General features: G+C 37.2%; 26 protein-coding genes and 1 tRNA gene. 12 read left to right on the top strand and 15 right to left on the bottom strand.

All coding sequences use genetic code 11. The annotated features are described in order from the left end of the window. Nucleotides 1-96: 96 nt before the first annotated feature. On the top strand, nt 97-864 hold the full coding sequence (locus tag B5D82_RS04810; RefSeq protein WP_081149643.1) for an START domain-containing protein: 768 nt from the start codon (nt 97-99) through the stop codon (nt 862-864). Here the strand turns inward: B5D82_RS04810 and B5D82_RS04805 are convergent. From B5D82_RS04805 to B5D82_RS04795, 3 genes are all read right to left on the bottom strand, one after another. Beyond that, nucleotides 827-1,252, bottom strand: coding sequence for a protein translocase subunit SecF (locus B5D82_RS04805; protein ID WP_157673843.1), 426 nt, complete (start codon nt 1,250-1,252; stop codon nt 827-829). The genes B5D82_RS04810 and B5D82_RS04805 overlap by 38 nt on opposite strands. 93 nt (nt 1,253-1,345) lie before the next feature. Then, nucleotides 1,346-1,600 carry a hypothetical protein gene (locus tag B5D82_RS04800; RefSeq protein ID WP_081149640.1) on the bottom strand — a complete coding sequence of 85 codons (255 nt, stop codon included), beginning with the start codon at nt 1,598-1,600 and terminating at the stop codon, nt 1,346-1,348. A 188-nt stretch (nt 1,601-1,788) separates the two neighbouring features. Beyond that, nucleotides 1,789-3,432, bottom strand: a complete 1,644-nt coding sequence (locus B5D82_RS04795; protein ID WP_081149639.1) for an NAD(P)/FAD-dependent oxidoreductase — start codon at nt 3,430-3,432, stop codon at nt 1,789-1,791. Nucleotides 3,433-3,615: 183 nt separating this feature from the next. Between B5D82_RS04795 and fdxA the strand changes: the two genes are divergently transcribed. From fdxA to B5D82_RS04780, 3 genes are all read left to right on the top strand, one after another. Then, complete coding sequence (fdxA, locus tag B5D82_RS04790; protein WP_081149637.1) at nt 3,616-3,948, top strand: ferredoxin FdxA; 333 nt, start codon at nt 3,616-3,618, stop codon at nt 3,946-3,948. A gap of 112 nt (nt 3,949-4,060) precedes the next feature. After that, nucleotides 4,061-4,927, top strand: a complete 867-nt coding sequence (locus B5D82_RS04785) for a fructosamine kinase family protein (RefSeq protein ID WP_081149636.1) — start codon at nt 4,061-4,063, stop codon at nt 4,925-4,927. Nucleotides 4,928-5,051: 124 nt separating this feature from the next. After that, nucleotides 5,052-5,258, top strand: coding sequence for a CPXCG motif-containing cysteine-rich protein (locus B5D82_RS04780; protein ID WP_081149634.1), 207 nt, complete (start codon nt 5,052-5,054; stop codon nt 5,256-5,258). Between the two features lie 94 nt (nt 5,259-5,352). Here the strand turns inward: B5D82_RS04780 and B5D82_RS04775 are convergent, their stop codons facing one another. Further along, nucleotides 5,353-5,973 carry a riboflavin synthase subunit alpha gene (locus B5D82_RS04775; RefSeq protein WP_081149633.1) on the bottom strand — a complete coding sequence of 207 codons (621 nt, stop codon included), beginning with the start codon at nt 5,971-5,973 and terminating at the stop codon, nt 5,353-5,355. 69 nt (nt 5,974-6,042) lie between these two features. Between B5D82_RS04775 and B5D82_RS04770 the strand changes: the two genes are divergently transcribed. After that, nucleotides 6,043-7,416 (top strand): MATE family efflux transporter, encoded by a 1,374-nt coding sequence (locus B5D82_RS04770; protein ID WP_094122763.1) that lies wholly within the window; start codon nt 6,043-6,045, stop codon nt 7,414-7,416. Nucleotides 7,417-7,585: 169 nt separating this feature from the next. Then, a tRNA-Val gene (locus B5D82_RS04765) sits at nt 7,586-7,662 on the top strand. 87 nt (nt 7,663-7,749) lie between these two features. On the opposite strand, the gene B5D82_RS04760 is transcribed toward B5D82_RS04765, so the two are convergent. Then, nucleotides 7,750-8,349, bottom strand: a complete 600-nt coding sequence (locus B5D82_RS04760; protein WP_081149631.1) for an ankyrin repeat domain-containing protein — start codon at nt 8,347-8,349, stop codon at nt 7,750-7,752. Between the two features lie 73 nt (nt 8,350-8,422). Beyond that, nucleotides 8,423-8,590, bottom strand: coding sequence for a hypothetical protein (locus tag B5D82_RS19850; protein WP_157673842.1), 168 nt, complete (start codon nt 8,588-8,590; stop codon nt 8,423-8,425). Nucleotides 8,591-8,910: 320 nt separating this feature from the next. On the opposite strand from B5D82_RS19850, the gene B5D82_RS04755 reads away from it, so the two are divergent. From B5D82_RS04755 to B5D82_RS04745, 3 genes are read left to right on the top strand one after another with little or no spacing between them, the layout of a single operon-like run. After that, complete coding sequence (locus B5D82_RS04755; protein ID WP_157673841.1) at nt 8,911-10,062, top strand: phage major capsid protein; 1,152 nt, start codon at nt 8,911-8,913, stop codon at nt 10,060-10,062. 9 nt (nt 10,063-10,071) lie between these two features. After that, nucleotides 10,072-10,608: an HK97 family phage prohead protease gene (locus B5D82_RS04750; protein WP_081149628.1), complete on the top strand. Its 537-nt coding sequence runs from the start codon at nt 10,072-10,074 to the stop codon at nt 10,606-10,608. Next, complete coding sequence (locus B5D82_RS04745; protein WP_081149627.1) at nt 10,608-11,789, top strand: phage portal protein; 1,182 nt, start codon at nt 10,608-10,610, stop codon at nt 11,787-11,789. The genes B5D82_RS04750 and B5D82_RS04745 overlap by 1 nt, the downstream gene beginning before the upstream one ends. Nucleotides 11,790-11,871: 82 nt before the next feature. Here the strand turns inward: B5D82_RS04745 and B5D82_RS04740 are convergent, their stop codons facing one another. The 8 genes from B5D82_RS04740 to B5D82_RS04705 all read right to left on the bottom strand — a co-directional run bounded on the left by B5D82_RS04740 (nt 11,872) and on the right by B5D82_RS04705 (nt 17,898). Continuing rightward, entirely contained in the window at nt 11,872-12,123 is a 252-nt protein-coding gene (locus B5D82_RS04740; RefSeq protein ID WP_081149625.1) for a hypothetical protein, read from the bottom strand. A gap of 216 nt (nt 12,124-12,339) precedes the next feature. After that, nucleotides 12,340-12,522 carry a hypothetical protein gene (locus B5D82_RS04735; protein WP_157673840.1) on the bottom strand — a complete coding sequence of 61 codons (183 nt, stop codon included), beginning with the start codon at nt 12,520-12,522 and terminating at the stop codon, nt 12,340-12,342. A gap of 135 nt (nt 12,523-12,657) precedes the next feature. After that, nucleotides 12,658-13,047: a hypothetical protein gene (locus B5D82_RS04730; RefSeq protein WP_081149622.1), complete on the bottom strand. Its 390-nt coding sequence runs from the start codon at nt 13,045-13,047 to the stop codon at nt 12,658-12,660. A 608-nt stretch (nt 13,048-13,655) separates the two neighbouring features. Next, nucleotides 13,656-15,137: a DUF3987 domain-containing protein gene (locus B5D82_RS04725; RefSeq protein WP_081149621.1), complete on the bottom strand. Its 1,482-nt coding sequence runs from the start codon at nt 15,135-15,137 to the stop codon at nt 13,656-13,658. Between the two features lie 64 nt (nt 15,138-15,201). Beyond that, nucleotides 15,202-15,543: a hypothetical protein gene (locus B5D82_RS04720; protein WP_081149619.1), complete on the bottom strand. Its 342-nt coding sequence runs from the start codon at nt 15,541-15,543 to the stop codon at nt 15,202-15,204. Then, nucleotides 15,543-16,067, bottom strand: coding sequence for a hypothetical protein (locus B5D82_RS04715; RefSeq protein ID WP_081149618.1), 525 nt, complete (start codon nt 16,065-16,067; stop codon nt 15,543-15,545). The genes B5D82_RS04720 and B5D82_RS04715 overlap by 1 nt, the downstream gene beginning before the upstream one ends. After that, a complete protein-coding gene (locus B5D82_RS04710; protein WP_081149616.1) occupies nt 16,057-16,308 on the bottom strand; it encodes a MerR family transcriptional regulator in 252 nt (83 codons plus the stop codon). The genes B5D82_RS04715 and B5D82_RS04710 overlap by 11 nt, the downstream gene beginning before the upstream one ends. A gap of 372 nt (nt 16,309-16,680) precedes the next feature. After that, a complete protein-coding gene (locus B5D82_RS04705; RefSeq protein ID WP_081149614.1) occupies nt 16,681-17,898 on the bottom strand; it encodes a tyrosine-type recombinase/integrase in 1,218 nt (405 codons plus the stop codon). Nucleotides 17,899-17,958: 60 nt separating this feature from the next. Here B5D82_RS04705 and B5D82_RS04700 point away from each other — a divergent pair, with 60 nt between their 5' ends. The 3 genes from B5D82_RS04700 to B5D82_RS04690 all read left to right on the top strand — a co-directional run bounded on the left by B5D82_RS04700 (nt 17,959) and on the right by B5D82_RS04690 (nt 20,127). Beyond that, nucleotides 17,959-18,186 (top strand): hypothetical protein, encoded by a 228-nt coding sequence (locus B5D82_RS04700; RefSeq protein WP_157673839.1) that lies wholly within the window; start codon nt 17,959-17,961, stop codon nt 18,184-18,186. A gap of 84 nt (nt 18,187-18,270) precedes the next feature. Next, a complete protein-coding gene (locus B5D82_RS04695; RefSeq protein WP_081149611.1) occupies nt 18,271-19,509 on the top strand; it encodes a leucine-rich repeat-containing protein kinase family protein in 1,239 nt (412 codons plus the stop codon). Nucleotides 19,510-19,650: 141 nt separating this feature from the next. Further along, nucleotides 19,651-20,127 carry a DUF2947 family protein gene (locus B5D82_RS04690; RefSeq protein ID WP_081149610.1) on the top strand — a complete coding sequence of 159 codons (477 nt, stop codon included), beginning with the start codon at nt 19,651-19,653 and terminating at the stop codon, nt 20,125-20,127. A gap of 154 nt (nt 20,128-20,281) precedes the next feature. On the opposite strand, the gene B5D82_RS04685 is transcribed toward B5D82_RS04690, so the two are convergent. Continuing rightward, complete coding sequence (locus tag B5D82_RS04685; RefSeq protein WP_081154319.1) at nt 20,282-21,619, bottom strand: Na+/H+ antiporter family protein; 1,338 nt, start codon at nt 21,617-21,619, stop codon at nt 20,282-20,284. Between the last annotated feature and the right edge of the window lie 100 nt (nt 21,620-21,719).

The following is a 21,719-nucleotide window of genomic DNA, read 5'->3' as shown; positions in this document are numbered from 1 at the left end:
GATGAACAAAATATCGCTTAACTTATTGAAAAATAATACAAGTAAAAAATTAGGCTGTCTAAATAAACGCTTAAAGCAGATTGGGATGATGCATATATGATGAAAGTACTAACTGCTGGCTTTACATCTATATTATTTTTACCCACTTGCCCTAGCAGAATATTGAATAAACAAGCTAAAAAAAAATCTCAAGCAAAAACAGTATTAACTTTAACGACTTTGCTTTACTTTTATTTAGCGCCGAGCCTAGCGATAGAAAACGTTGAAAATATCATCGTAAAAAAACAGCATACACCTTGGGTAATATGGCGAACAGACGAGAAGCTTAGCGTCAGTTATCGAGTGAATACGTTCAATAATCTAATTGAAGTAAAAGCCAATGCCAGTCTGCAATCAACGTCTATTGGTTTTATCTGCTTTATAGAAGATTTGCCTCAAATCTCAAATTGGCTCGACAATGCTGAGTCAGCTGAGCTGATCAGTAAAATATCGAACAATGAAAGCATTTTTATCACACGATTTAAAGGCTTTTGGCCTGTTGCAACTCGTGATATTGTTGTCCACTCTCGCTATTGGCAAAACCCTGACTTATCACTAGAGATCGTTATCAGCGATGCCGGAGAAAGTATCAAAAAAAATAAAGACACTATCCGCATGCAAGCGGTCAGTGCCTACTGGAAAATAGTGCCAACACAACTTGGCCATATAAACATAAGCTATCAGGTTATTGTTGACCCTAAAGGCAACATACCCCAATGGCTGAAAAAAACCATAACGCTTAACAGTATTTGGACAACGCTAGTTAACCTTAAAGTGCAATTACCGACTAGCCAGTGCCAATTAAACAGTAATGATGGCAACTGACACAACTCTTCTTCTTGTATCTGATAGTAATCACCAGAAGGTCACAATAACTCTGGTACTGTTGCAGAAGAGTAATTGATGAGAACGTGCCAACTAAAACTCCTGAGAAAAGTACCATCGCATAGGCCGACAATGACTCGTCAGCAAAAACCCATATAGCGACTATTGTTGCAAGTGTTGTATTTGAAGTGATCATAGTTCTTACTATAATAAACTTAACCGCTAAATTAACTGTACTTTCTATGCTTTGCTGATGATTCTGTTTCATAATTTCTCGTATATTGTCGCCGACAATAAAGAAATCATTAAATGAATAGCCTATGATAGCGAGCTTACTGGCCACAATAATTGAATTAAAAGGTATATCGAACCAAACAAAAATACCCAATACGTCAATAACGTCATGAAATAAATTAAGTGTGGTAAGTGGTGCGCGATGAATACAGGAAGTTATAAAGTCGAGATGAGTTACTATTATGGCTTAATTGTTCGAACCATAGAGTGGTGGGTCCGTCAGGTTTTTAAATAAGCCAGCAGTAAGCTTTATTTTAAAAAATTCGACGATTAAAAAGTATTTAGGTGTGATTTGTATTTCAGCAGAAACTAGTGTGGCATTAACACCATTTGCTCTGGACAAGCTGGATAAAACGTCAAAATCAGCATTTACTTGCTCTATATGCTCCACTTGCGTAGCGACTTCATGTGTTAAATGGTTATCATTAAAAAGTTCCGTCATCACAAAGCACTAGCTGTATTAGCTAGTATCAATAAAAATAACATTACGGTTAATTTACGCCACATAAACAATCATTCTGAACATATATCTTCTGATATAGGAGCTTTATTCTCAATAGTTTAAGTAATTAAGATGCTTTAAAATTATTTTTTCGTTTGCTTAAAGCATTCAACTCCTAACGCTATTTATTAATGATTCTTAAGCATAGAAAGCGCCATCGCCTCAGCCACCTTTATACCGTCTATACCTGCAGACAAAATACCGCCCGCATAACCAGCCCCCTCACCTGCTGGGTACAAACCTTTAGTATTGATACTTTCAAACGTTTCTTTATCACGAGTTATATTAATAGGTGAAGAAGTACGAGTTTCAACCGCGGTTAATGTTGCATCAGCCATCGAAAATCCTTTAATTTTCCGTTCAAAGGCAGGCAATGCTTCACGAATAGCTTCAATGGCATAAGCAGGAAGCGTTTCACTTAAATCGCAGTATTTCACGCCTGGCTTATATGAAGGTTCTACAACACCATGTTCGCCACTTTTACGTCCGGCTAAAAAGTCGCCAACTAGCTGCACGGGTGCATCATAGTTCTCGCCACCGAGTTTAAAGGCTGTTTCTTCAAGGCGACGTTGAAATTCAATACCGGCAAGTACATTATCTTTACTGCCATTTTCATCATAATCTTCTGGCGAAATACCAACAACAATCGCGCTATTGGCATTACGTTCATGGCGTGAATATTGGCTCATGCCGTTTGTAACCAAACGCCCTTCTTCAGATGCTGCCGCTACAACGGTACCACCTGGACACATACAAAAACTGTAAACTGAACGGCCATTTTTACAATGGTGAACAAGTTTATAGTCAGCCGCACCTAATATCGGGTTACCGGCATTTTCGCCAAAGCGAGCATCGTCAATAACCGATTGTTCATGTTCAATTCTAAAACCAACTGAAAAAGGCTTGGCTTTAATGAAAACACCTTTTTTATGCAACATTTCAAACGTATCACGTGCACTATGTCCAATAGCTAACGCAATATGTTTGGTATTTATGACTTCGCCCGTCGCTAACGTTAAGCCAGTGACTTGCATATTGTCGCTGTTATCATCTGCTTTGGTAAAATGGATATCATCAACACGCTGGTCAAAACGCACTTCACCACCAAGGCGATGTATTTCAGCACGCATTTGTTCAACCATAGTCACTAATTTAAAGGTACCAATATGTGGCTTGCTCACATATAAAATTTCATCAGGAGCGCCGGCATCAACAAATTCATGTAATACTTTGCGACTATAATGTTTTGGATCTTTAACTTGGCTGTAAAGCTTACCGTCAGAAAATGTACCCGCCCCCCCTTCACCAAATTGAACATTCGATTCAGTATTAAGTATTTTTTTCCGCCAAAAGCCGAAAGTATCTTTAGTACGCTGACGGACTTCACTACCACGCTCTAAAATAATGGGGTTAAAGCCCATTTGTGCTAACAGTAAGCCAGCAAATAAACCGCAAGGCCCCATACCAATAACTACGGGGCGTTCTGTTAGGTTTTCTGGTGCTTGTCCAACAAACTTATAACTAGTATCTGGGCTGGCTTTAATATTTTGATCACTTGAATGTTCAGCAAGAAGCTGTTCATTCTTTGTAGTCTCTACATCTAAGGTATACATCAAAATAATCTTGCTCTTTTTACGCGCATCGTAACCACGTTTAAAGATTGAAAAACTTGTTAACTGCTCAGCAGTGATTTTCAATGTGGCAAGAATGACTTGCTCTAACTCTTCAGCTTGATGATTTAATGGTAATTTGACGTTAGTTAAACGCAACATATTCTGTTTCCAAAGCGAGACGAGGGTAAAAATTGGCGCTATTTTACCTGATAGTCGTAGCGATACCAAATACAAAGCTAAAACAATAATTGAATTTGTTCACAAGCTAGGTATGATCGGCGCACTCCTAGCTACCACGCTAGTCGATTTACCACTTTAACAAGATAAAATAAGTAGAATAAAATGGCGTTTGTCGTTACTGATAATTGTATTCAATGTAAATACACCGATTGCGTTGCTGTTTGCCCAGCAGATGCTTTTCATCAAGGGCCAAACTTTTTAGTCATTAACCCTGACTCTTGTATTGATTGCGACTTATGCCCAGTTGAGTGTCCTGCTGAAGCTATATACCAAGAAGATGATGTACCTGAAGATCAAAAAGACTTTATTGAATTAAACGCTGAACTGGCAAAAACATGGCCAGTGATTACAGAAGTTATTCCTGCGCCCGCTGATGCAGAGCAATGGGATGGGATACCCAATAAAATAGAAAATTTAATTATCGATATTGAATAATTCAATAGCTCTCGTCATTTAGCCATACTTAAGTAATATTTCGCCATTAGTACGTTTATTTCTCATCCTCTACTATAATTGCTATTAGTAAAGCCTGAGTGGGTAGGTGAACATGTGGCAAAATATCGAGCGAGATATATCACAAGTAATAGGTGAAGAATTTAACATTAAGCATAAACAATTAGTCACCGGTGGTGACTTAAATTTATGTTATTGGTTAAGTGATTATCAGCACAATTACTTTATAAAATTAAATGATAAGTCCAGGCTACAACAATTTGAAACCGAGGCTTACTCTTTAGAAAAAATTAAACAGCTTAATACTATTGCCTGCCCAAACGTTATCACCACTGGTACAACGTTAGACAAAAGCTATTTAGTTTTAGAATATCTACCTTTTAATCATGCTGGCACTAAAAACTGGATGTTGTTTGGCAAACAGCTCGCAAACATGCATCAAGAATCATCGCATGGTCAATTTGGCTGGCAACACGATAATTACATTGGCAATACACTGCAACCCAACGATTGGCAAAGCAATTGGCGAACATTTTTTGCCGAACAACGCATTGGCTGGCAGTTACAATTGCTAGCAGAAAAATCAATTATCTTAGGTGACATTGAGCATATTATTCGTGTTTGTCATGACGCCTTACTCCATCATCAGGTTACCCCATGTTTAGTGCATGGTGACTTATGGCAAGGCAATATAGGTTTTAGCGATAATAGTGTGTATATTTATGATCCAGCCTGTTATTACGGCGATCGAGAAGTTGATCTCGCCATGACAGAGTTATTTGGTCAAATGCCGGATGAATTTTATCAAGGCTATCATGAGACTTACCCACTAGAAAACGGCTACGAAACACGTAAATTAATCTACAATTTTTACCATATACTAAATCATGCCAACTTATTAGGTGGCGTTTATGTAGAGCAATCTAAGAGTAACTTAATCCGAATTTTAGCGCTGCATTAAGCTAAGTTCTGCTTTTGTTTAGTGTTACGGTGATTGAATTTTTTGGTATGGCAATACTCGCACTTTTGCAAAAATTGACCATACTAAAAGCTACAGTTCACTCAGTTAAAATCTAGGAGGTTCTATGCCCGACAAGATTAAAGAACAACGTATTAAATGCCCTCATTGTGGCCACAATATTCATGTTAGTTTAGACGCCACTGCTGGCGACCAAGATTATTATGAAGAGTGCCCCGCCTGCTGCATGGAAATGCATTTGAATTTGCATATTGATGAATACCATAAAAAAATTCAATTGGCGGTGGCTAGTGATGATGAGCAGTATTTTTAAACCCGTCGTTATTTAGACAATGCATTAAATGACAATACATTAAATATTAACGCGACGCTAAATGGTCTAAATATACTGCGCTATCCTATCAAGGTTAATGGTTTAACTTCATGCGCTCAATGGTTTCAACAATGGTCATAGTTTGCTGATCAATTTCAATATTAACTTTATCGCCAACGAGCACATGTTGTAAGTTGGTTCGCGACAAAGTTTCGGGTATTAAATGTACCGAAAATGTCTCAGCTACTTCAGCACCCAGCGTCAAACTGATGCCATTGATACTAATAAAGCCTTTGGCAAATATATATTTTTTATATTCAGGCGCTATGGTAAAACTTATCTTGCAATTATCTTGGCTATCAATACGATTAGCCACAGTGGCTTGAGTATGAACATGGCCGCTGAGCATATGTCCGCCAATTTCATCACCAATTTTTAACGAACGTTCAACATTAACCTTTGTACCCAGTTCAATATCAGCAAGGTTAGAAACCCGCAACGTTTCATCAATAACATCAAAGCTTATAAAGCTGTTAACTTGATCTAAATGGCCAAATTCAACAGCCGTTAAACACACACCATTTATCGCAACACTAGCCCCTATTTCAAGGTTAGTTATTAATGGTTTTTCTACAGCAACCTTCAATCTTATCGCATTATTTTTACTAATCATCGCAATTACTTTAGCTTGTGATTGCACTATACCGGTAAACATATATCATCCAGATAAATACTCTATTTTTTGCTATCTTAGCAAAAATAACCTAATGATATAATTGCTTTGATGAACATTAATCGTTTTATTTCTAACAGTAAAAATTTATTAAAATTAGCTTATCCAATTTTAATTGCGCAATTGATCCAGAATTTAATGGGTTTTGCAGATACTGTTATGGCTGGTCGAGTAAGCGCTACTGATATGGCAGCTGTTGCGGTTGCCAGTAGTGTTTGGTTACCTCTAATTTTAACAATTTCAGGCCTGGTGATGGCACTCGCTAGTATCATTTCACAATTATCAGGCGCCAAGAAATTTGATGATGTAGCAAAAGCCAGCTACCAAACAGCTTGGATAGCCGTTTTTTTATCAATAATCATTATTATTCTCTACTACATTGCAACCCCCATGCTAATAGACTCTCTTACATTTGATCCTAAACTCAAGCAACTGATGTTTGATTATTTAGGTTATATTGTTTGGGGTGGCCCTGGTTATTGTCTTTATTTAGTCTTGCGCAATTATTCAGAAGGCCTATCTTTCACTCGCCCCACCATGATCATCAGTATTATTGGCTTAATCATTAATATACCGGCCAACTATATTTTCATTTATGGTGAGTTTGGCATGCCAGCACTGGGTGGTGCAGGATGTGGTATTGCAACGGCTATTGTCTATTGGGTAATGTTCCTTGGCATGCTTGCCTATGCTTATTTTTCTAAACATTTAAAGCAAGCGCCGCTTTTTACCAAATTCTATTGGCCTGAATGGTCAGAAATTAAAATTATTTTGGCATTAGGAACACCCATAGCATTTTCATTACTTTTTGAAGTAAGCCTGTTTGCCGTAGTAGCCATAATACTTTTGCCATTTGGTGCTAATGTTGTTGCCAGCCATCAAATAGCCATTAGTTTTTCTGGCTTAGTATTTATGTTGCCATTAAGTCTAGCGATTGCAGTAACCATAAAGGTAGGCTTTGAAGTCGGTCAGAAAAACCTTGAAAAAGCAAAAGAGCTGTGCCGATATTCAGTTATTTTAGGGTTGATGATTGCCCTAGCTACGGCATCAGTAACCGTGTTGTTCCGCAATCAAATTGCCTCTATTTATACTATAGATACTGAAAATCTTGAGCTTGCGGCCGGTTTAATGTTTTTAGCGGCATTATATCAATTTTCCGATACGGTACAAGTTATCTCCGCGGGCGCATTACGTGGCTATAAAGACACTAAGTCTATTTTGTATATCACCTTCTTCTCCTATTGGATTGTGGGTTTATCTTTTGGCTTAATATTAGGTATTACTGACTGGATAGTTCCTGCAACTGGCCCTTATGGCTTTTGGATAGGCTTTATCTCAGGCTTAACCGTGGCAGCAGTGTTAATGGCTTGGCGCTTAAAAGTGGTGCAAAATCGCTTTGATCAGCAAGCCGCATTAGAATATTAATCAGAAATACTCATAACAACATTTGCCGATAAAACAAACAACAACCTTTGCAACTGCCGAATTTAACAGCAGTTGAATCGAGTTTTATATAAAACTGCTTGCACTTGCTAAAACAGATCGCTAACATAGCGCCTCGTTGAGTTACTCAACGTGTTTATTTAAAACTAAAGCTCGCTTAGCTCAGTTGGTTAGAGTACTTGCATGACATGCAAGGTGTCACTGGTTCGAGTCCAGTAGCGAGCACCAAATTCGAAGTTAGTAGTAACTAACTTAAGGCCGTTATGTACACACCTATGTACACAACGGCTTTTTTATGACCTTTAGAATGTTTACTTATTTTGATTGGCTTGTATAAATAGCGTATTTAGCAGTCATAGATACCGACTTAGCTATCGACAATAACATTAAACAGATACTAAAACTAAACAGCACAGATATTGTTAAAACTAGGTTAAACTCCAGCTCAAGATTCACCGAAGTTGAGTAAGATGAGGGGACATAAGTTAATTGTGCTCCCAAAAGCGCCACAATATGTAAAAGCCAAATAAAGAAACTTAAGATACCAATCGTGCCTATATTTTCTTTCATTGATTCAAGATCAATCTTAGCTTGCGCTATATTTTTATCCTTTTGGCTTATCTTTTGATTATTACTACTCACTTCTGAATTATCGTTATTTACTTCTGACGGTATATCCACACTTTCCTCTACTTTAATGTGAGGTGTAGACTCCATAACCTTATCCAAAATTGCTAAAACCTCATCATGACCTAAATTTTTTGCTCTACTTCTAGCAGTCATGCCACTGTTATCAGTAATATGAGGATCAGCCCCTAAGTTAAGTAAATTATTTACTTCATTTAAATCGCCACTTGCAGCAGCTTCCATTAATGGTGTGTTTCCGTTGTTATTTAAAGCGTTAATTGATTCCATTTATTTAAATTCCTTTCTAAATTTGAATGCACCTTTAAGATTAGTAAATATTAAATTTAATTTCAACAACTTACTATTTAATTTTCACATCATCCTCATACATTTCAGCTAACTCTACAGAGCCAAATGTTTTCTCTAGATTTTCTTCAATTAAAATTTTATGTTCTGGGGGTAAGTCATCAGTTTTGATCAACTGTAACCATGTGCGAACAAGCACTTTGGGAGGGATAAAGCTTTCCATGTTCATTCATCCTTGAATTATTTATTAGCTTAAGTTTAGTGGAAATTTAACAACAAGCAATAAAAAGCCCCTTGGTGGTCGCAAGGGGCTTACTTTTTTCAGAGAAATAAAACCAATTAACTTAACAATAAAAAGTGATTGAGGTGAATAAAGCCTCAGTTGTAAAAATAGCGTATTTAAATCGTTAAATCAAACCAAGACAGAATTAAATTTGATAAAAAGCCATTTGACCGTGTTTTATTTGGTTTGCGACAAATAATATGCCAGAATCTACCTGTAAACAGAATTTAATTCGATTTAACTCATTACAGGTGAATAAAATGAAACGATTACTAGAACTACGTCAAAACAAAGCCTCTTTAGTAAAAAGCGCAAACTCAATTATGTCAAAAGTTGAAACTGAAAAGCGTTCAATGACAGGCGAAGAAAATACACAACTTACTGAGTTACGTTCTCAGTTAACCGCTATTAATAGCCATATTGAACATGCACAAGCGTTAGCTGATGAAGAACGCACTCTTATTGGTGAAAGCACAGAAGAACGCACAAGCGATAAGCCAAGTAATACTGAAATGCGTACCTTTGTGCAAACAGGTGATATTCGCTCGCTGAGTGTTGGTGTTAATGCTGATGGTGGTTTTGCTGTTGTGCCAAGCTTGGATAAAGTAATTGCCGTACAAATGCGTGATCAAGTAACGCTGATGGGCTTAGCCACGCCTAAAACAATCAGCTCAAGTTCTTATGAGCAAATTGTTAGTGTTGGTGGTGGTCAATCTGGTTGGGCTGCTGAAAGCGAAACTCGCAGTGAAACAGCTACAAGTAAAATGAATAAAGTGTCTATTGCGGTTAATGCTTTATACGCTTATCCAAAAGCTACTATCGAAATTTTAGATCAAAATGATTTTAACATTGAAGAATGGTTAGCAAGTGAAACTAGCGCACAATTTGCCGAAGATCTAAACAAAGCACTATTCGTTGGTACTGGTACAGGTCAACCAAAAGGCATTTTAACTTATACCCGTTCGGCAACGCCTGCTTTCGGTGAAATCAAAGAAATTACTTCTGCTGCTAGTGGCGTGTTTGATCTTGATGATGTTCGCGCACTTAAAAAAGCATTACCTAAAGCATACCGCAAAGCCGCCTCATACATTATGAATGATAATGCTGCCTATGCCTTACAAGGTATTAAAGATACAACAGGCCGTTATATTTACCTTGAAGCTGTAACCGCAGGCGAGCCTGACACGCTATTCGGTAAACCCGTACATATTGACGAGCAAATGCCTGATGATGAAATTTTGTTTGGTGATATTGCCCGTGGTTATACGGTTGTTTCTCATACCTCTGGTACGAAAATGATTAAGGATATGATCACAACTCCAGGCTTCGTTAAGCTTCATAATACTGCGTATTTTGGTGGTGGTGTTACTGACAGCAAAGCGCTAGTTGTCCTCAAGAAAAAAGCAGCTTAGGGGTTAGTCATGGAGATTAGAGCAACCAATATCAAAGCCGATAACATGAAACTTGTCGGCATGGTTGCTTTTAATTCTGTTAGTCGTGATCTAGGTGGTTTTGTCGAAGTGATCAAGCCATCTAGTTTTAGTGACAGCTTAGCCAGTGGTGAGCCAGTCAAAGCAATAGTTGAACATAACCATGATTTGCTTTTAGGAAAAACCACCAGTAACACGCTCGAGCTATCAGAAAACGCTACAGAATTAGAAGTAACCATTCATTTAAGCAATAAGATACAAGCGCACCTTGATCTATACGAGCAGGTCAAACGAGGCGATCTAGACTCATTAAGTTTTGGTTTTGTGGCTGATGTCGAAGAATGGGATCACGACACAACACCACCAACTCGGTTTATTTTAAAAGCTCGACTTTATGAAGTCACTGTTTGCGCTGTTGGTGCTTATCCAGCAAACAAAATTGATGCTCGAACTTTAGATATTGCTAAAACAACCTTCAAAACCATTCAACATTTACGCACTGAAATCGAATTAATGGAGCTGTTTTAATGTGGCCATTTAAAAAGAAAGAAGAACGAAATAAAACCCTCGACCAGCTTTTAGCAACTGGAACGCTGACAAGTAGCGGACAACATGTAAACGCAGAAAATGCTCAATCATTACCAGCCGTTTTATGTGCTGTTTCAACTATAAGTGAGGCAATAGCTAGTTTACCTATCCATGTTTACCAACGTGATCAAAATGGCGATAAACAACGCGATATAAATCACCATGCCGAGCTTTTATTAAATACTTGCCCTAACGAGTACCAAACAGCTTATGACTTTAAAATAGCATTGTTACGTGCTGTTTTATTACGTGGCAATGGCTTTGCTCAGATTGAATATAATCGTTCAGGTATACCGGCCGCTTTGCATTGGTTGCACCCTGATAGTGTCATCGTGAAAAAATTAGCCAATAAGCGTTTAGGTTATCAAGTAACACTCGATGCCGGTAAAATCACAACATTTCATCAAGAAGAGATCATTCATATTAAGTATATGTCTGATGATGGCATTATGGGGAAAAGCCCCATTCAAATAGCGCGTGAAACTATCGGTTTAGGTATCGCCCAACAACTGCATGGGGCGCGACTTTTCGAGAAAGGTGCAATGCCATCGGGTGTGCTCGAGACAGAGGCTGCCTTTAAAGATCCAAAAGCTGCCGAGCGTATTCGCCAAGAGTTCAAAGAAAAATATCAGGGCGTAGATAAAAGCGGTGAAGTTGTATTTCTTGAACAAGGCTTAAAATATAAGCCATTAAGTATTACTAACAGTGATGCACAGTGGTTAGAGTCCAGAGCTTTTACCATTGCAGATATTGCTCGTATGTTTAAGTTAAGCCCTTTGTTACTTCAAGACCTATCTCATGGCACGTACAGTAATTTTAGTGAAGCTCAACGCTCGTTTCTTAGTCAGACTTTACGGCCTTGGCTTACAAACTTGCAGCAAGCTTTCAGTAGCAGACTTGTAGCAATAAACACACAAGGTATTACCTTTATTGAATTTGAAACTAAGGACTTGTTAAGGGCTAGTACCGAGGAAAGATTTGCAGCTTATGATGTAGCTATTCGTAACGGCATTATGTCACCTAATGATGCTAGAAAAGCTGAAAACATGCCTGTTCGTATTGGTGGTGATGAATATTCGCAGGCTTGGTTGAATCAAAAACCTAGTTCTTCAAATGATTAAGTTTACAAATTTCACTTAAACTGTCTTAGCGTTAAAAAGTAAGATATAACTACAAGAATATACCAAGTTTATGTTATTAGGCTTAATTATTTTTCTGATTAATAGAGAATATTTCTTTGAAAGGAGGAAACCATCCTGGGTTGTGTTGCCACACAATGCTCCCCCACATTATTAAACCAATTAAACCCCATAGACTATCAATCGTATGATAACCAAGCCAACTTAACGATAGAATTAAAATTATACGCCCTAGTAACCCTATTAAGGAAAAGACAAAAAGAATCACCACAGCAATTGGATATAACACTCTAAATTCACCAGTAAATAATTCCATAGTCCCCTACTTATATTAATTGTTTTAGATGTGCATTTGATAACTTGTTCCATTTTCTAATAATGTTTTAGCTCCATCATCATAGGCTAATTATTTATAGAGGTTTAATTTCATCGGAACCACAAAAACCATAAATGGGCAGATATTTGTTTGCCAAAATTGTATAGCGAAACAGAGCAAACTATAGGCAGTCCCGCTTGAAATACTTGTATTTGTTTAATCTAAATGAGAATAAACTCTATTATAAAATTCTTTTACTAGCTCAGGAGCTGTTTCTCGTAACTCATTTAAAACACTTCTAGCTAATTCGTTAGGCACTATAGAGTTTTGACTATAAAAAATCTCATAATCACAAAACGCTGAGTTTTTTAATTGATAAATAATTTCTGATACTTTCATATAAATTATAGCTCCAGCTTTATTGATAATATCTAAACACATCTCCGCTTTAAGCTGCAAAATAGTTGGTTAAAATGCCGATAAAAGAACAAAAGCCAACTTTTGCGTGTCCGCCTTTAACGCATTTTTATAATTTCATTTTGAATTATTTATACGATGAATTAAAGCCTCATAGTCATCGAACTTTCCGTCGATTAAAGGACATTCAATAAACTCCTTAATATAAGCTCCGAAACCGTTTTTCGCCTGTACTTCAACACGGATAAGAGTGTCGTATTTTTCAAAAGCAGGATCCGGATATTTAGTACCTGTACTCAACTCATTCTCTTTTGACCAGACATAACTATCGACGAAATACGCGGTTTCAGGATCTTTGTAGTATTGTTTGTGGAAGTTGAAACACTTACGATCAGATTGGCCAGCGGTAAAAACTCCAATAATTTTATCTTTTTGATATGGCGGTACAAATAGCCAAAAACCTAAAACAAAAAATATTAAGAGCATTAAAATCCAAGTTTTCTTCATTTGATAGTCCTTTAAATTCTAACGTTAATTAAAGAGACTTCTAACTGAAGTCCATTCTATAATTTTCAATTGAAATTAATATCACATAATTTCATAGTTTTAGAAACAACAAATATTAAATTCAGATCAAAACTTGGGGATTATTAGATAAGATATGGGAAAAATTTTTAAGTTGATTTCCGCTTTGCGCACAATGAAGAATTAGCCATGGGGGCTAATTGATCACGAGATTATTAAATGGTCACTATCCCGGTCTTCCTTTAATTTGAGTGGATTTTGCTAATTATTGCTCCCCCATAAATAAAAGTAAGCCTAAATATACTCATATAAACAATCATTACGTTATGAACCATATTGAACCACAAGTGAACCATATCATCTGGTTCAATATAAGCCCCGTTCTATATAGGATATATATATAATGAACCAGATATACGTATATATACCCTGTGTTATTTTTATATATATAATTATTGATATTTTTATATATGTAAAGGGGTTGCATGGATATCTGGTTCAAACATAGTCAAGCCCATATAGGACGTAGCTTAAACTGAACCACACCATGAGGTTTAACTCTGGTTCAATCCTATAAATCTGGTTCACTTTTAGATGCTATACTTAACTTTAGCGTTTCTTATGTCCTTAACTTGATGAATTTCATTTTTAATTAATAGAACGTCAACAGTATGCTTCACTGCTTCAGTTTTATTTGAGCTCATATTTTTAAATGGACATACCTTTATTCGGCTTTGAGTGATTTCACGCATGTTTAACGGTCGGTTTTTACTTTGGAATAGTTGAAGTACAGATTCTTCTTGCGCAGTTAAACCTATGATATTCATATCGTTTAGCAACTTATAAACACGTTCAATACAAACATAAAATATCTTTAAAGCTAAGCTCACCCAGTGAAATGAAATTGTTTCAGGTATTTTCCCATCACTAGAATCAAGCGCATGAAAAGAACCATGAAGTGTTGCGGATAACTTCATTACATGTATGTCTAGCTTACCAATAAAACCTCTCATTATGCTATGTGAGTACTTTGCACCATCAGCTATTAATGGTTCCATAGAGTCTCGGAATTTTCTAATCTCCAGCCAGCTACGAACATTTAGCTTCAATACAGTAAGCTCTTTTAACGATGGAGCTTTAGTTGGAAGTTGGTCTATTTGACGTACAATTCTGGCTATGGCTTCTTCATAAAGATAAACATCTTCTTCGAGTGTTATAGTTTCATGAGAAGTGAAGTTTCGATCACCTAACATATTAGGTTCAACATATAAGATAAATCGTTCTGCAATCCCTGTTGATTGTGTCTGGCTCAAAATCGTATTGATCGATCCATCTTGAGCAATACAAAGAAAATTACCATGTACCATACCGCTATACCCAGAGCGAGTTATCCTGTCTGAACTGTGCCACTCGCCATTAAAGGCTTTCAATAATAGGTCATTGTCATTGCTGCGATCATTGCCGCGAGTTAAGCCCAAAAAAGTATTTAATAGCCCTTGTTCTGCTGATGCTAGAGAAAAGTAGCCTGCGTTTGAATTACAGTGTCTTTGCTCTAAGGCTTCTGGTGTAATATTCCCACTCAACACTTTAATTATTGGGAGCAAGTCGTTTTCAGATGGCTTTGATTCACTTGCTTCTTTGTTATGTTTCAGTCGGCTTTGATTCAGGTTTGATACAGCCTCCTGAACTGGTGCGTTAAAAAAATTCAGTACCCGCGACTTTGCACTACTAGGCGGTTGCTCCCCGACAAAATACAGCCCTAAAGGCATTCTTGTGCCATCAGGATATGATGTGCAATAACTCAAACCTAAGGTGGCACTGAATGAAGTCAAGGCCACTAAAATAGCTGTTGATGGTGGAAACTGGGCATCGTGAGCTTGTTTTATCGCTAAATCGAGAAGTGGGTGTGTAATTCCATATCTCTCAATAACTTCTATTATGCTACAGGGTCTTTCCTCTAATGGCGCAGCTTCGCCTGAAAAGAACGCTTCGTCACTTAGTTGGCTAATATCTTCATTAAGATCATCATCAATAGTTGAGATATAAGACTGCTTACTTTGTTGTTCAATCACTTTGTTTTACCCCTTGCAGCATACAGCTGCCTGTATACTGCGAGTTTATTATTTTTATTAGTAACTAAACTAAGTCCCAATCGTAACTTCTCTCAGAATTCCCTAAGTGATACCGAGTAAATTTTTTTCCATTAAGCTTATGAGCCTGGGGAAGATTAAAAACCCACTCAGTAACAACGCTTGAGAGGTAATAAGCCTGTCCATTAATGAAGCTGAACAATGGTGCTCTCACCCCGAGTAAAGCACCTGTTACTCTTGAAGCCGATAAATCGTCAATACTGACAGGAATGATCTCAATAACTTGTTCTGCCGTTAATAACCGAACATTATTGATATCAATAATCTGAACAACTGAACCATTACGTAAATTAACGTCAATTTCTTTTATATCATCTTCAATAAACATTATTTAATCCCCGCGGCTATGAAATCCATATGAAAAATTGCATTGGTTATTTTGACGTAGGCGTCTTTTTCATACTCTGTTGGGAAAGGACTACAAACAATTTCTGTAAGGCCTTTGTATATTTGATTGAATTCAGCCTTAAGATCATCAACGTAAAACCGGTAGTTGATGAAAGAACCATCTGCCTTTTTGAATAAGAACCTAAAGTCTGGGGCTGCTTTGTTGTCGCGAGCGTAAACCTCCTTTTCGATATCAGATAATGGCAACAATAATCTATCAAACCAGCAATCGTCTTTTCTTAATAGTTCAACACGAGCTGTAATGTTTAAGTGTTCCTCTACGTTTTCGCTAATTTCAGTACCTACTTCCATGGTGAGCTCTGATAAGTCTTCCAAACCTCCAACGAGAATGAAAATTTGCTCTTTTATTAATTCAACATCATTCATGTTTAGTAAATTGGTCAATCTTGGTAATAAATGGCCATGAATTTCGGCATTGATACGGCATTGTTTATTAATCATCATCTTTACTCCCGATTGGCTGAATAGAGTAACCTTCAAGCGATTCAAGCCAGTCATTTAAAACTGAAGCTTGATAACGTATTGTTCGACCGAGCTTTAAGTACTTAGGAGCAGGCAAGCCAAATAGTTCCCCTGTACATCTTGATTTTCTTAAGGTGGGTGGCGCTGCTCCAATTATTAGTGAAGCTTCTTTTTCGTCTAGTAATTGACGAAGTGATGCATATAACCTTGTTTCTGTTTTCATGTTTTTAGCTCTCTTTGCGGTGGCTTATTGTTGATGTTTTTTATACTGCCAGACCGAAACAAAGATCACAAGTGACTGATATTTATATAAAAATAAACACATCTGTATTTAAATATGTTTAAATGGTTCGAAAATTGACCACTTATAACGATTTTTTGTAAATAATAAATACGATTGTATTTATCTGATATTCTTTTACTGCATAATCAAAGTTGTTTTTACTAAAAAAAATTATAAAAATAATTTTAAATATATTAACTTTTGGTACTATGAATGAAGGAGGTGACACAAATACATTGTGCAAAGCCGGTAAAGGTTATCCAATTCTGGCTTGTTTTTTAAACATGCCACCTACGATAAACTATATCTGAACTACTCACTATCACCTATACAAGACCTTATTTTATCAGCCCACTTTTCCATTGCTTCAAGCTTCTTTTCATTTAAGTTTGCATGATTATAAACATCACTCATATTTCCAATTGAATGATTAATCATTTGTTTCATTACAATATATTCTATGCCGATCTCGGTTAGTTTCGTTTCAAACGTATGGCGTAAAGCGTGTGGGGTGAATTTTGGAATTGGTTCACCATTTTCGCCTTTCCAATGTCCACGCTCACAATGTCTTCTAACTGCATTAGTAACAGATCGTGGTGTAATTGGTATTGAAGGGTCTTTTATACTTGGAAATAGCCACTTACTACCACCCAACTGAATGCAATAATCACGTTGATTTTCTAAAACTTCCAACAACAACGATGAAATCATTACTTCGTTTTCTCGATCACTTTTGTTATTTTCTTTAGGAATAGTCCAGACTCTATTATCAAGATTAATATGCTTTAATTCAGCCAGATATGGCTCTGAACGTCTTAATCCGGTTAGAAACATTATCTTGATTGCGTTTATCGTTGGTGTTGCCATTTCGGAGCAATCAAGTCCATTCCAAACAATCCCAATTTCCTCATCATTTAAAAACCTATCTTTCGGTTTATATTTATATCCGATTGCCCTTGCACTAAAGTTTTGGAGCGGATTAACTTGTATATAGTCGCGTTCAACTGACCAGTTCAATACTTGTTTACATAGCGCCCTGCACTTTTCGGCTTGCGTCATAGAACCACGTTCAATGATGCCATCAAATAAATCCCTAAAATGAGCCTTTTTCATTTTCTCAATTTTTATAGATCCAATTTCAGGGATAATATCAGCATCAATTAATTGCTTGGCATGGTCGGTTGTTTTACGGTTTTTTACACAATATTTATTGAACCAACTATTAAAAAGGTCTGCTACCGTTTCTACACCTTTAGTAGATTCTTGATCTTTTTTAGGAAAAAAACCTTGTGAGATTTTATTCTTATTGATGTGATGTAGTTCACGAGCTTTAGCTAAAGTTAACTGCCCTTCTAAAGTACCAAAGTCACCATAGTCAAATCGCTGCTGTTTACCATCCTTTCTATAGCGATATTGAAAAGTTAACTTGCCAGTAGCAGAGACTCGAACCGACAGTCCGTCTTTGTCGGATACTTCAAACCTTTTGCCTATGGCTTTGATTGCTTCTATCTTTTTAACTGTGAGCGCCATATAATTGGATGCCTTTTTGACAATGAAAGGTGTCGCATAAAGCGAGGTATGCACACAACTGTGCACACAAAAGATTATACAAGAGCAAAAATAAGAAGCAACAACAAGAAACACGACCCAAAACAAGTCATTGATACTAAAGAGAATGATATTACAATGAGCAACATACAGAAACAACTAAAAACAGCACTAACTCACCATGACATGCAAGGTGTCACTGGTTCGAGTCCAGTAGCGAGCACCATATTAGGGTTTAATAACCCACTAAAAAAGCCCGAAAGCATTTAATTAAGCTTATCGGGTTTTTTTATATCTACTCTATTTTGTGGCATCGTCACTTTACGCGACTAAAAATAACAATAGGATTAATAAATGCATACTCTGGCTCAGTTAAAGTCTGGCGAACTCATGGGCATTACGCGTTTAAAATTATCCGAGCATTTAAGCTCATTTCCGATGGAAATTCTGTTATTGGCAGATAGCTTAGAAATTCTAGATTTATCTGACAATCAATTATCCTCATTGCCAAACGAGTTGACTCAACTCAAAAATCTTAAAATAATTTTTGCCTCAAACAACTTATTTACAGTATTACCGGAAGTATTGGGTCAATGCGAAGACTTAGAAATGGTAGGCTTTAAATCAAACCAAATTAGTCAGGTGCCGGCTAAGTCCTTACCGGCAAAGTTACGTTGGTTAATTTTAACTGATAACTGCATTGAAACCTTACCGGACGCTTTAGGAGAACGCCCTAAGCTGCAAAAGTTGGCGTTAGCCGGGAATAAATTAGCCAAACTACCGTTAACGTTAGCGCAATCAAAAAACCTTGAGTTAGTGCGAATTTCAGCGAACAATCTGACGGAGTGTCCAGAGCAATTATTGAACTTACCCAAACTGGCTTGGTTTGCTTTTTCGGGAAACCCTTTCAGTTGTTCAACGCTTAATATGACCTCAGTTCCATCACTTCCTTCTTCAAGCTTTACCTTACACAATGTGCTTGGGCAAGGTGCTTCCGGCGTTATTTCAAGAGCAACGTGGACGACAAGCCAACAAGAGTTTCCAGGTGATGTTGCGGTTAAAAAGTTTAAAGGAAAAGTGACCAGTGATGGTTACCCTGAAGATGAGTTACAAGCCTGTTTAAAAGTTGGCAATCATCCAAATTTGGTACGCTCTTTAGCACAAGTGAATGAGGAGGATTATTTAGCATTAATCATGAATTTAATCCCAAATAATTTCATAAACTTGGGCCTACCTCCAAGTTTTAAAACCTGTACACGTGACACATTCCCGACCGGCTTTACGCTCAGCATTGAGCAAATTAGTAAAATAGTCATGCAAATGGAAAACGTATTTGAGCATATCCATAGAAATAAAGTGTGTCATGGCGATTTATACGCCCACAACACGCTGTTTGATGAAAACGCTAATATAATTTTTGGCGACTTTGGCGCAGCGACTATGTATCACATGCTAACCGGCGAGCAGCAAAAATTAGTCCGTAAAATTGAACACCGAGCACTTTCATTTTTTATTGAAGACTTATTAAGTGTTTGTAATGAACAAGCGCAAAGCAGCCAGCAATATAAAGTTATCGCGCAAAAACTTAATTAATTTTGCTGAAAATAGAAACTATTGCACTTAATAACGACTTATAAATATTTATAAGTCGCTCTACATAGTCATTCGAAATTATTAATGAGTTATCACTCAGCCTTGTTATAATACGGCAACAATTACTTTATAGAAGACACCATGAATTACACCTCAATTGATGAATTAAAAAATGCTTGGGTCTTTAAGCATAATAGTTTACCTATTAGCGATAGCGACAAAACAAAAATAAAGCCTATGGCGAGTAATCGTGCAAAGGTACTTTGGGATGGCGCTATTAGTAAACAAGTTGATCATCCTGATTTTTTTAAAAAAGGTGATTGGCCTGAAAATGCAGCGTCGTGGCTAGATAATGGTAAATGGGAAAGTACTTGGGATAGTGAAGAAAGTTTATTACCTGAGCTGATTTTAACGCATCTAAAATGGGATAATAATACCGTGGTTTATTATTGCAGTGCGAGAGACAATGTTATTGAAACCACCTGGGCGGTATTTCAACGTTGTTGGAAAAACTTTCTCTTTATGGATGATGGGGCAATTTTGATTGGCAAAAAGCGCAATGAAGCCGTGCAATTTCTATCAACCGGTTATTTTAAGATAGGTAAAAAGCCAAGTTAAACCCATTAACCCCCCGTTTAATTAGGTTATTCTTTTTTCCTCTTGCAGTCTCCCTCTTTTCTCCCTGTGAATTATTTTAATATTCTAGCAGGGAGGGAAATAACGTTAACAGAAACTTAAAATAAATTTAAATCTCTGTTCAAATCATTATTTATTATAAAACCATAGCGGCTATCCAACCGAAGGCAATTAATGGCAAGTTATAGTGAATAAATGTGGGGACTACGCTGTCCCAAATATGGTTATGTTGTCCGTCAATATTAAGCCCTGCAGTCGGCCCTAATGTTGAATCAGACGCTGGGGAGCCTGCATCACCAAGTGCTGCCGCCGTACCGACTAAAGCTACGATGGCCAGTGGTGAAAAGTTTAATTGCAAGGCAAGAGGAACATAAATGGCGGCAATAATGGGAATAGTTGAAAATGACGAACCAATGCCAATGGTAATAAAAAGTCCGACTAATAACATCAAAATAGCGGCAATAGCCTTACTGTCGCCCATAATATTTACCGAAGCAGCAACCAATGAGTTAATGTCACCTGTTGAACGTAATACTTCAGCAAAACCACCGGCGGCGATCATAATAAAGCCAATCATGGCCATCATACGCATACCTTGCGTGAACACATCATCTGAGTCTTGCCACTTTAAAGAGCCTGATAATAAGAACACTAAAAATCCTGCCACCCCGCCATAAATCATTGAGTGCGTCATAATTTGAATGCTAAAGGCTAATACAATAGCAATAACAGCTACAGCAACGGTTCTGCCACAATATGGAGTTTCATGGCCTTCTTCAATGCCTTCTACTTTTTCCAACTTTTCTAGATCGTATTTACGTTTATGCCGATAACTATAAAACACCGCAATCAGCAACCCTACCAACATTCCCGATGCAGGAATTAACATTGCTACAGCGGCATTAATACCTTCGGTTTGCAGACCACTTTGTTGGATGTTGCCCAGTAAAATATCATTTAAGAAAATCGCACCAAAACCAACAGGAAAAAACATATAAGGGCTAACTAAACCAAAAGTTAAAATACACGCTACTAACCTGCGGTCGATGCCCATTTTAGTCATCATAAACAATAAAGGCGGCACAAGAATAGGGATAAAGGCGATATGAATAGGCACAATGTTTTGCGATGAAAACGCGGCTAACAATAAAAATGTGAGTACAAAGTATTTAATTTTTCGGGTTTGGCTTTCCGTAGTTACACCATTAAGTTTTTTGGTAATTTTACTCGCAAACATCGCCGGTAAACCAGACTTAGATATGGTTGCTGCGAATGCGCCAAGCAAGGCATAGCTTAATGCTGTTCTGCCTCCTGAGCCTATCCCGGTATTAAAAGCGTCAATAGTTTCGGTAATATTAAGCCCGCCGACAACGCCAGCAAAGATAGCAGATAAAAGCAGCGCTACCACTACGTTAACCCGGAGCAAACTTAAACTTAGCATGAGTAAAATAGAGACAAGTACGGAATTTAGCATCGCAGAACCTGAGCTCATATATTCAAAAGTCATATAAGCAATGGCTATCGATAATATTGATATAACAACTTTAATCTCTGATTGCATGAAACTATTGTTT

Source organism: Cognaticolwellia beringensis, from assembly GCF_002076895.1.
Classification (GTDB): domain Bacteria; phylum Pseudomonadota; class Gammaproteobacteria; order Enterobacterales; family Alteromonadaceae; genus Cognaticolwellia; species Cognaticolwellia beringensis.
This window is presented reverse-complemented; position numbering and strand designations above follow the sequence as displayed.

What these genes read in the sequence shown, in the direction of transcription:
- B5D82_RS04685 (WP_081154319.1), bottom strand. Translation starts at nt 21,619, where the DNA reads ATGCTAAATTCCGTACTTGTCTCTATTTTACTCATGCTAAGTTTAAGT.
- fdxA (WP_081149637.1), top strand. Translation starts at nt 3,616, where the DNA reads ATGGCGTTTGTCGTTACTGATAATTGTATTCAATGTAAATACACCGAT.
- B5D82_RS19850 (WP_157673842.1), bottom strand. Translation starts at nt 8,590, where the DNA reads ATGGAAAGCTTTATCCCTCCCAAAGTGCTTGTTCGCACATGGTTACAG.
- B5D82_RS04730 (WP_081149622.1), bottom strand. Translation starts at nt 13,047, where the DNA reads ATGAAGAAAACTTGGATTTTAATGCTCTTAATATTTTTTGTTTTAGGT.
- B5D82_RS04810 (WP_081149643.1), top strand. Translation starts at nt 97, where the DNA reads ATGATGAAAGTACTAACTGCTGGCTTTACATCTATATTATTTTTACCC.
- B5D82_RS04715 (WP_081149618.1), bottom strand. Translation starts at nt 16,067, where the DNA reads ATGATGATTAATAAACAATGCCGTATCAATGCCGAAATTCATGGCCAT.
- B5D82_RS04770 (WP_094122763.1), top strand. Translation starts at nt 6,043, where the DNA reads ATGAACATTAATCGTTTTATTTCTAACAGTAAAAATTTATTAAAATTA.
- B5D82_RS04750 (WP_081149628.1), top strand. Translation starts at nt 10,072, where the DNA reads ATGGAGATTAGAGCAACCAATATCAAAGCCGATAACATGAAACTTGTC.
- B5D82_RS04740 (WP_081149625.1), bottom strand. Translation starts at nt 12,123, where the DNA reads ATGGAATTATTTACTGGTGAATTTAGAGTGTTATATCCAATTGCTGTG.
- B5D82_RS04785 (WP_081149636.1), top strand. Translation starts at nt 4,061, where the DNA reads ATGTGGCAAAATATCGAGCGAGATATATCACAAGTAATAGGTGAAGAA.
- B5D82_RS04745 (WP_081149627.1), top strand. Translation starts at nt 10,608, where the DNA reads ATGTGGCCATTTAAAAAGAAAGAAGAACGAAATAAAACCCTCGACCAG.
- B5D82_RS04760 (WP_081149631.1), bottom strand. Translation starts at nt 8,349, where the DNA reads ATGGAATCAATTAACGCTTTAAATAACAACGGAAACACACCATTAATG.
- B5D82_RS04735 (WP_157673840.1), bottom strand. Translation starts at nt 12,522, where the DNA reads ATGAAAGTATCAGAAATTATTTATCAATTAAAAAACTCAGCGTTTTGT.
- B5D82_RS04780 (WP_081149634.1), top strand. Translation starts at nt 5,052, where the DNA reads ATGCCCGACAAGATTAAAGAACAACGTATTAAATGCCCTCATTGTGGC.
- B5D82_RS04695 (WP_081149611.1), top strand. Translation starts at nt 18,271, where the DNA reads ATGCATACTCTGGCTCAGTTAAAGTCTGGCGAACTCATGGGCATTACG.
- B5D82_RS04775 (WP_081149633.1), bottom strand. Translation starts at nt 5,973, where the DNA reads ATGTTTACCGGTATAGTGCAATCACAAGCTAAAGTAATTGCGATGATT.
- B5D82_RS04795 (WP_081149639.1), bottom strand. Translation starts at nt 3,432, where the DNA reads ATGTTGCGTTTAACTAACGTCAAATTACCATTAAATCATCAAGCTGAA.
- B5D82_RS04690 (WP_081149610.1), top strand. Translation starts at nt 19,651, where the DNA reads ATGAATTACACCTCAATTGATGAATTAAAAAATGCTTGGGTCTTTAAG.
- B5D82_RS04720 (WP_081149619.1), bottom strand. Translation starts at nt 15,543, where the DNA reads ATGTTTATTGAAGATGATATAAAAGAAATTGACGTTAATTTACGTAAT.
- B5D82_RS04755 (WP_157673841.1), top strand. Translation starts at nt 8,911, where the DNA reads ATGAAACGATTACTAGAACTACGTCAAAACAAAGCCTCTTTAGTAAAA.
- B5D82_RS04710 (WP_081149616.1), bottom strand. Translation starts at nt 16,308, where the DNA reads ATGAAAACAGAAACAAGGTTATATGCATCACTTCGTCAATTACTAGAC.
- B5D82_RS04705 (WP_081149614.1), bottom strand. Translation starts at nt 17,898, where the DNA reads ATGGCGCTCACAGTTAAAAAGATAGAAGCAATCAAAGCCATAGGCAAA.
- B5D82_RS04800 (WP_081149640.1), bottom strand. Translation starts at nt 1,600, where the DNA reads ATGACGGAACTTTTTAATGATAACCATTTAACACATGAAGTCGCTACG.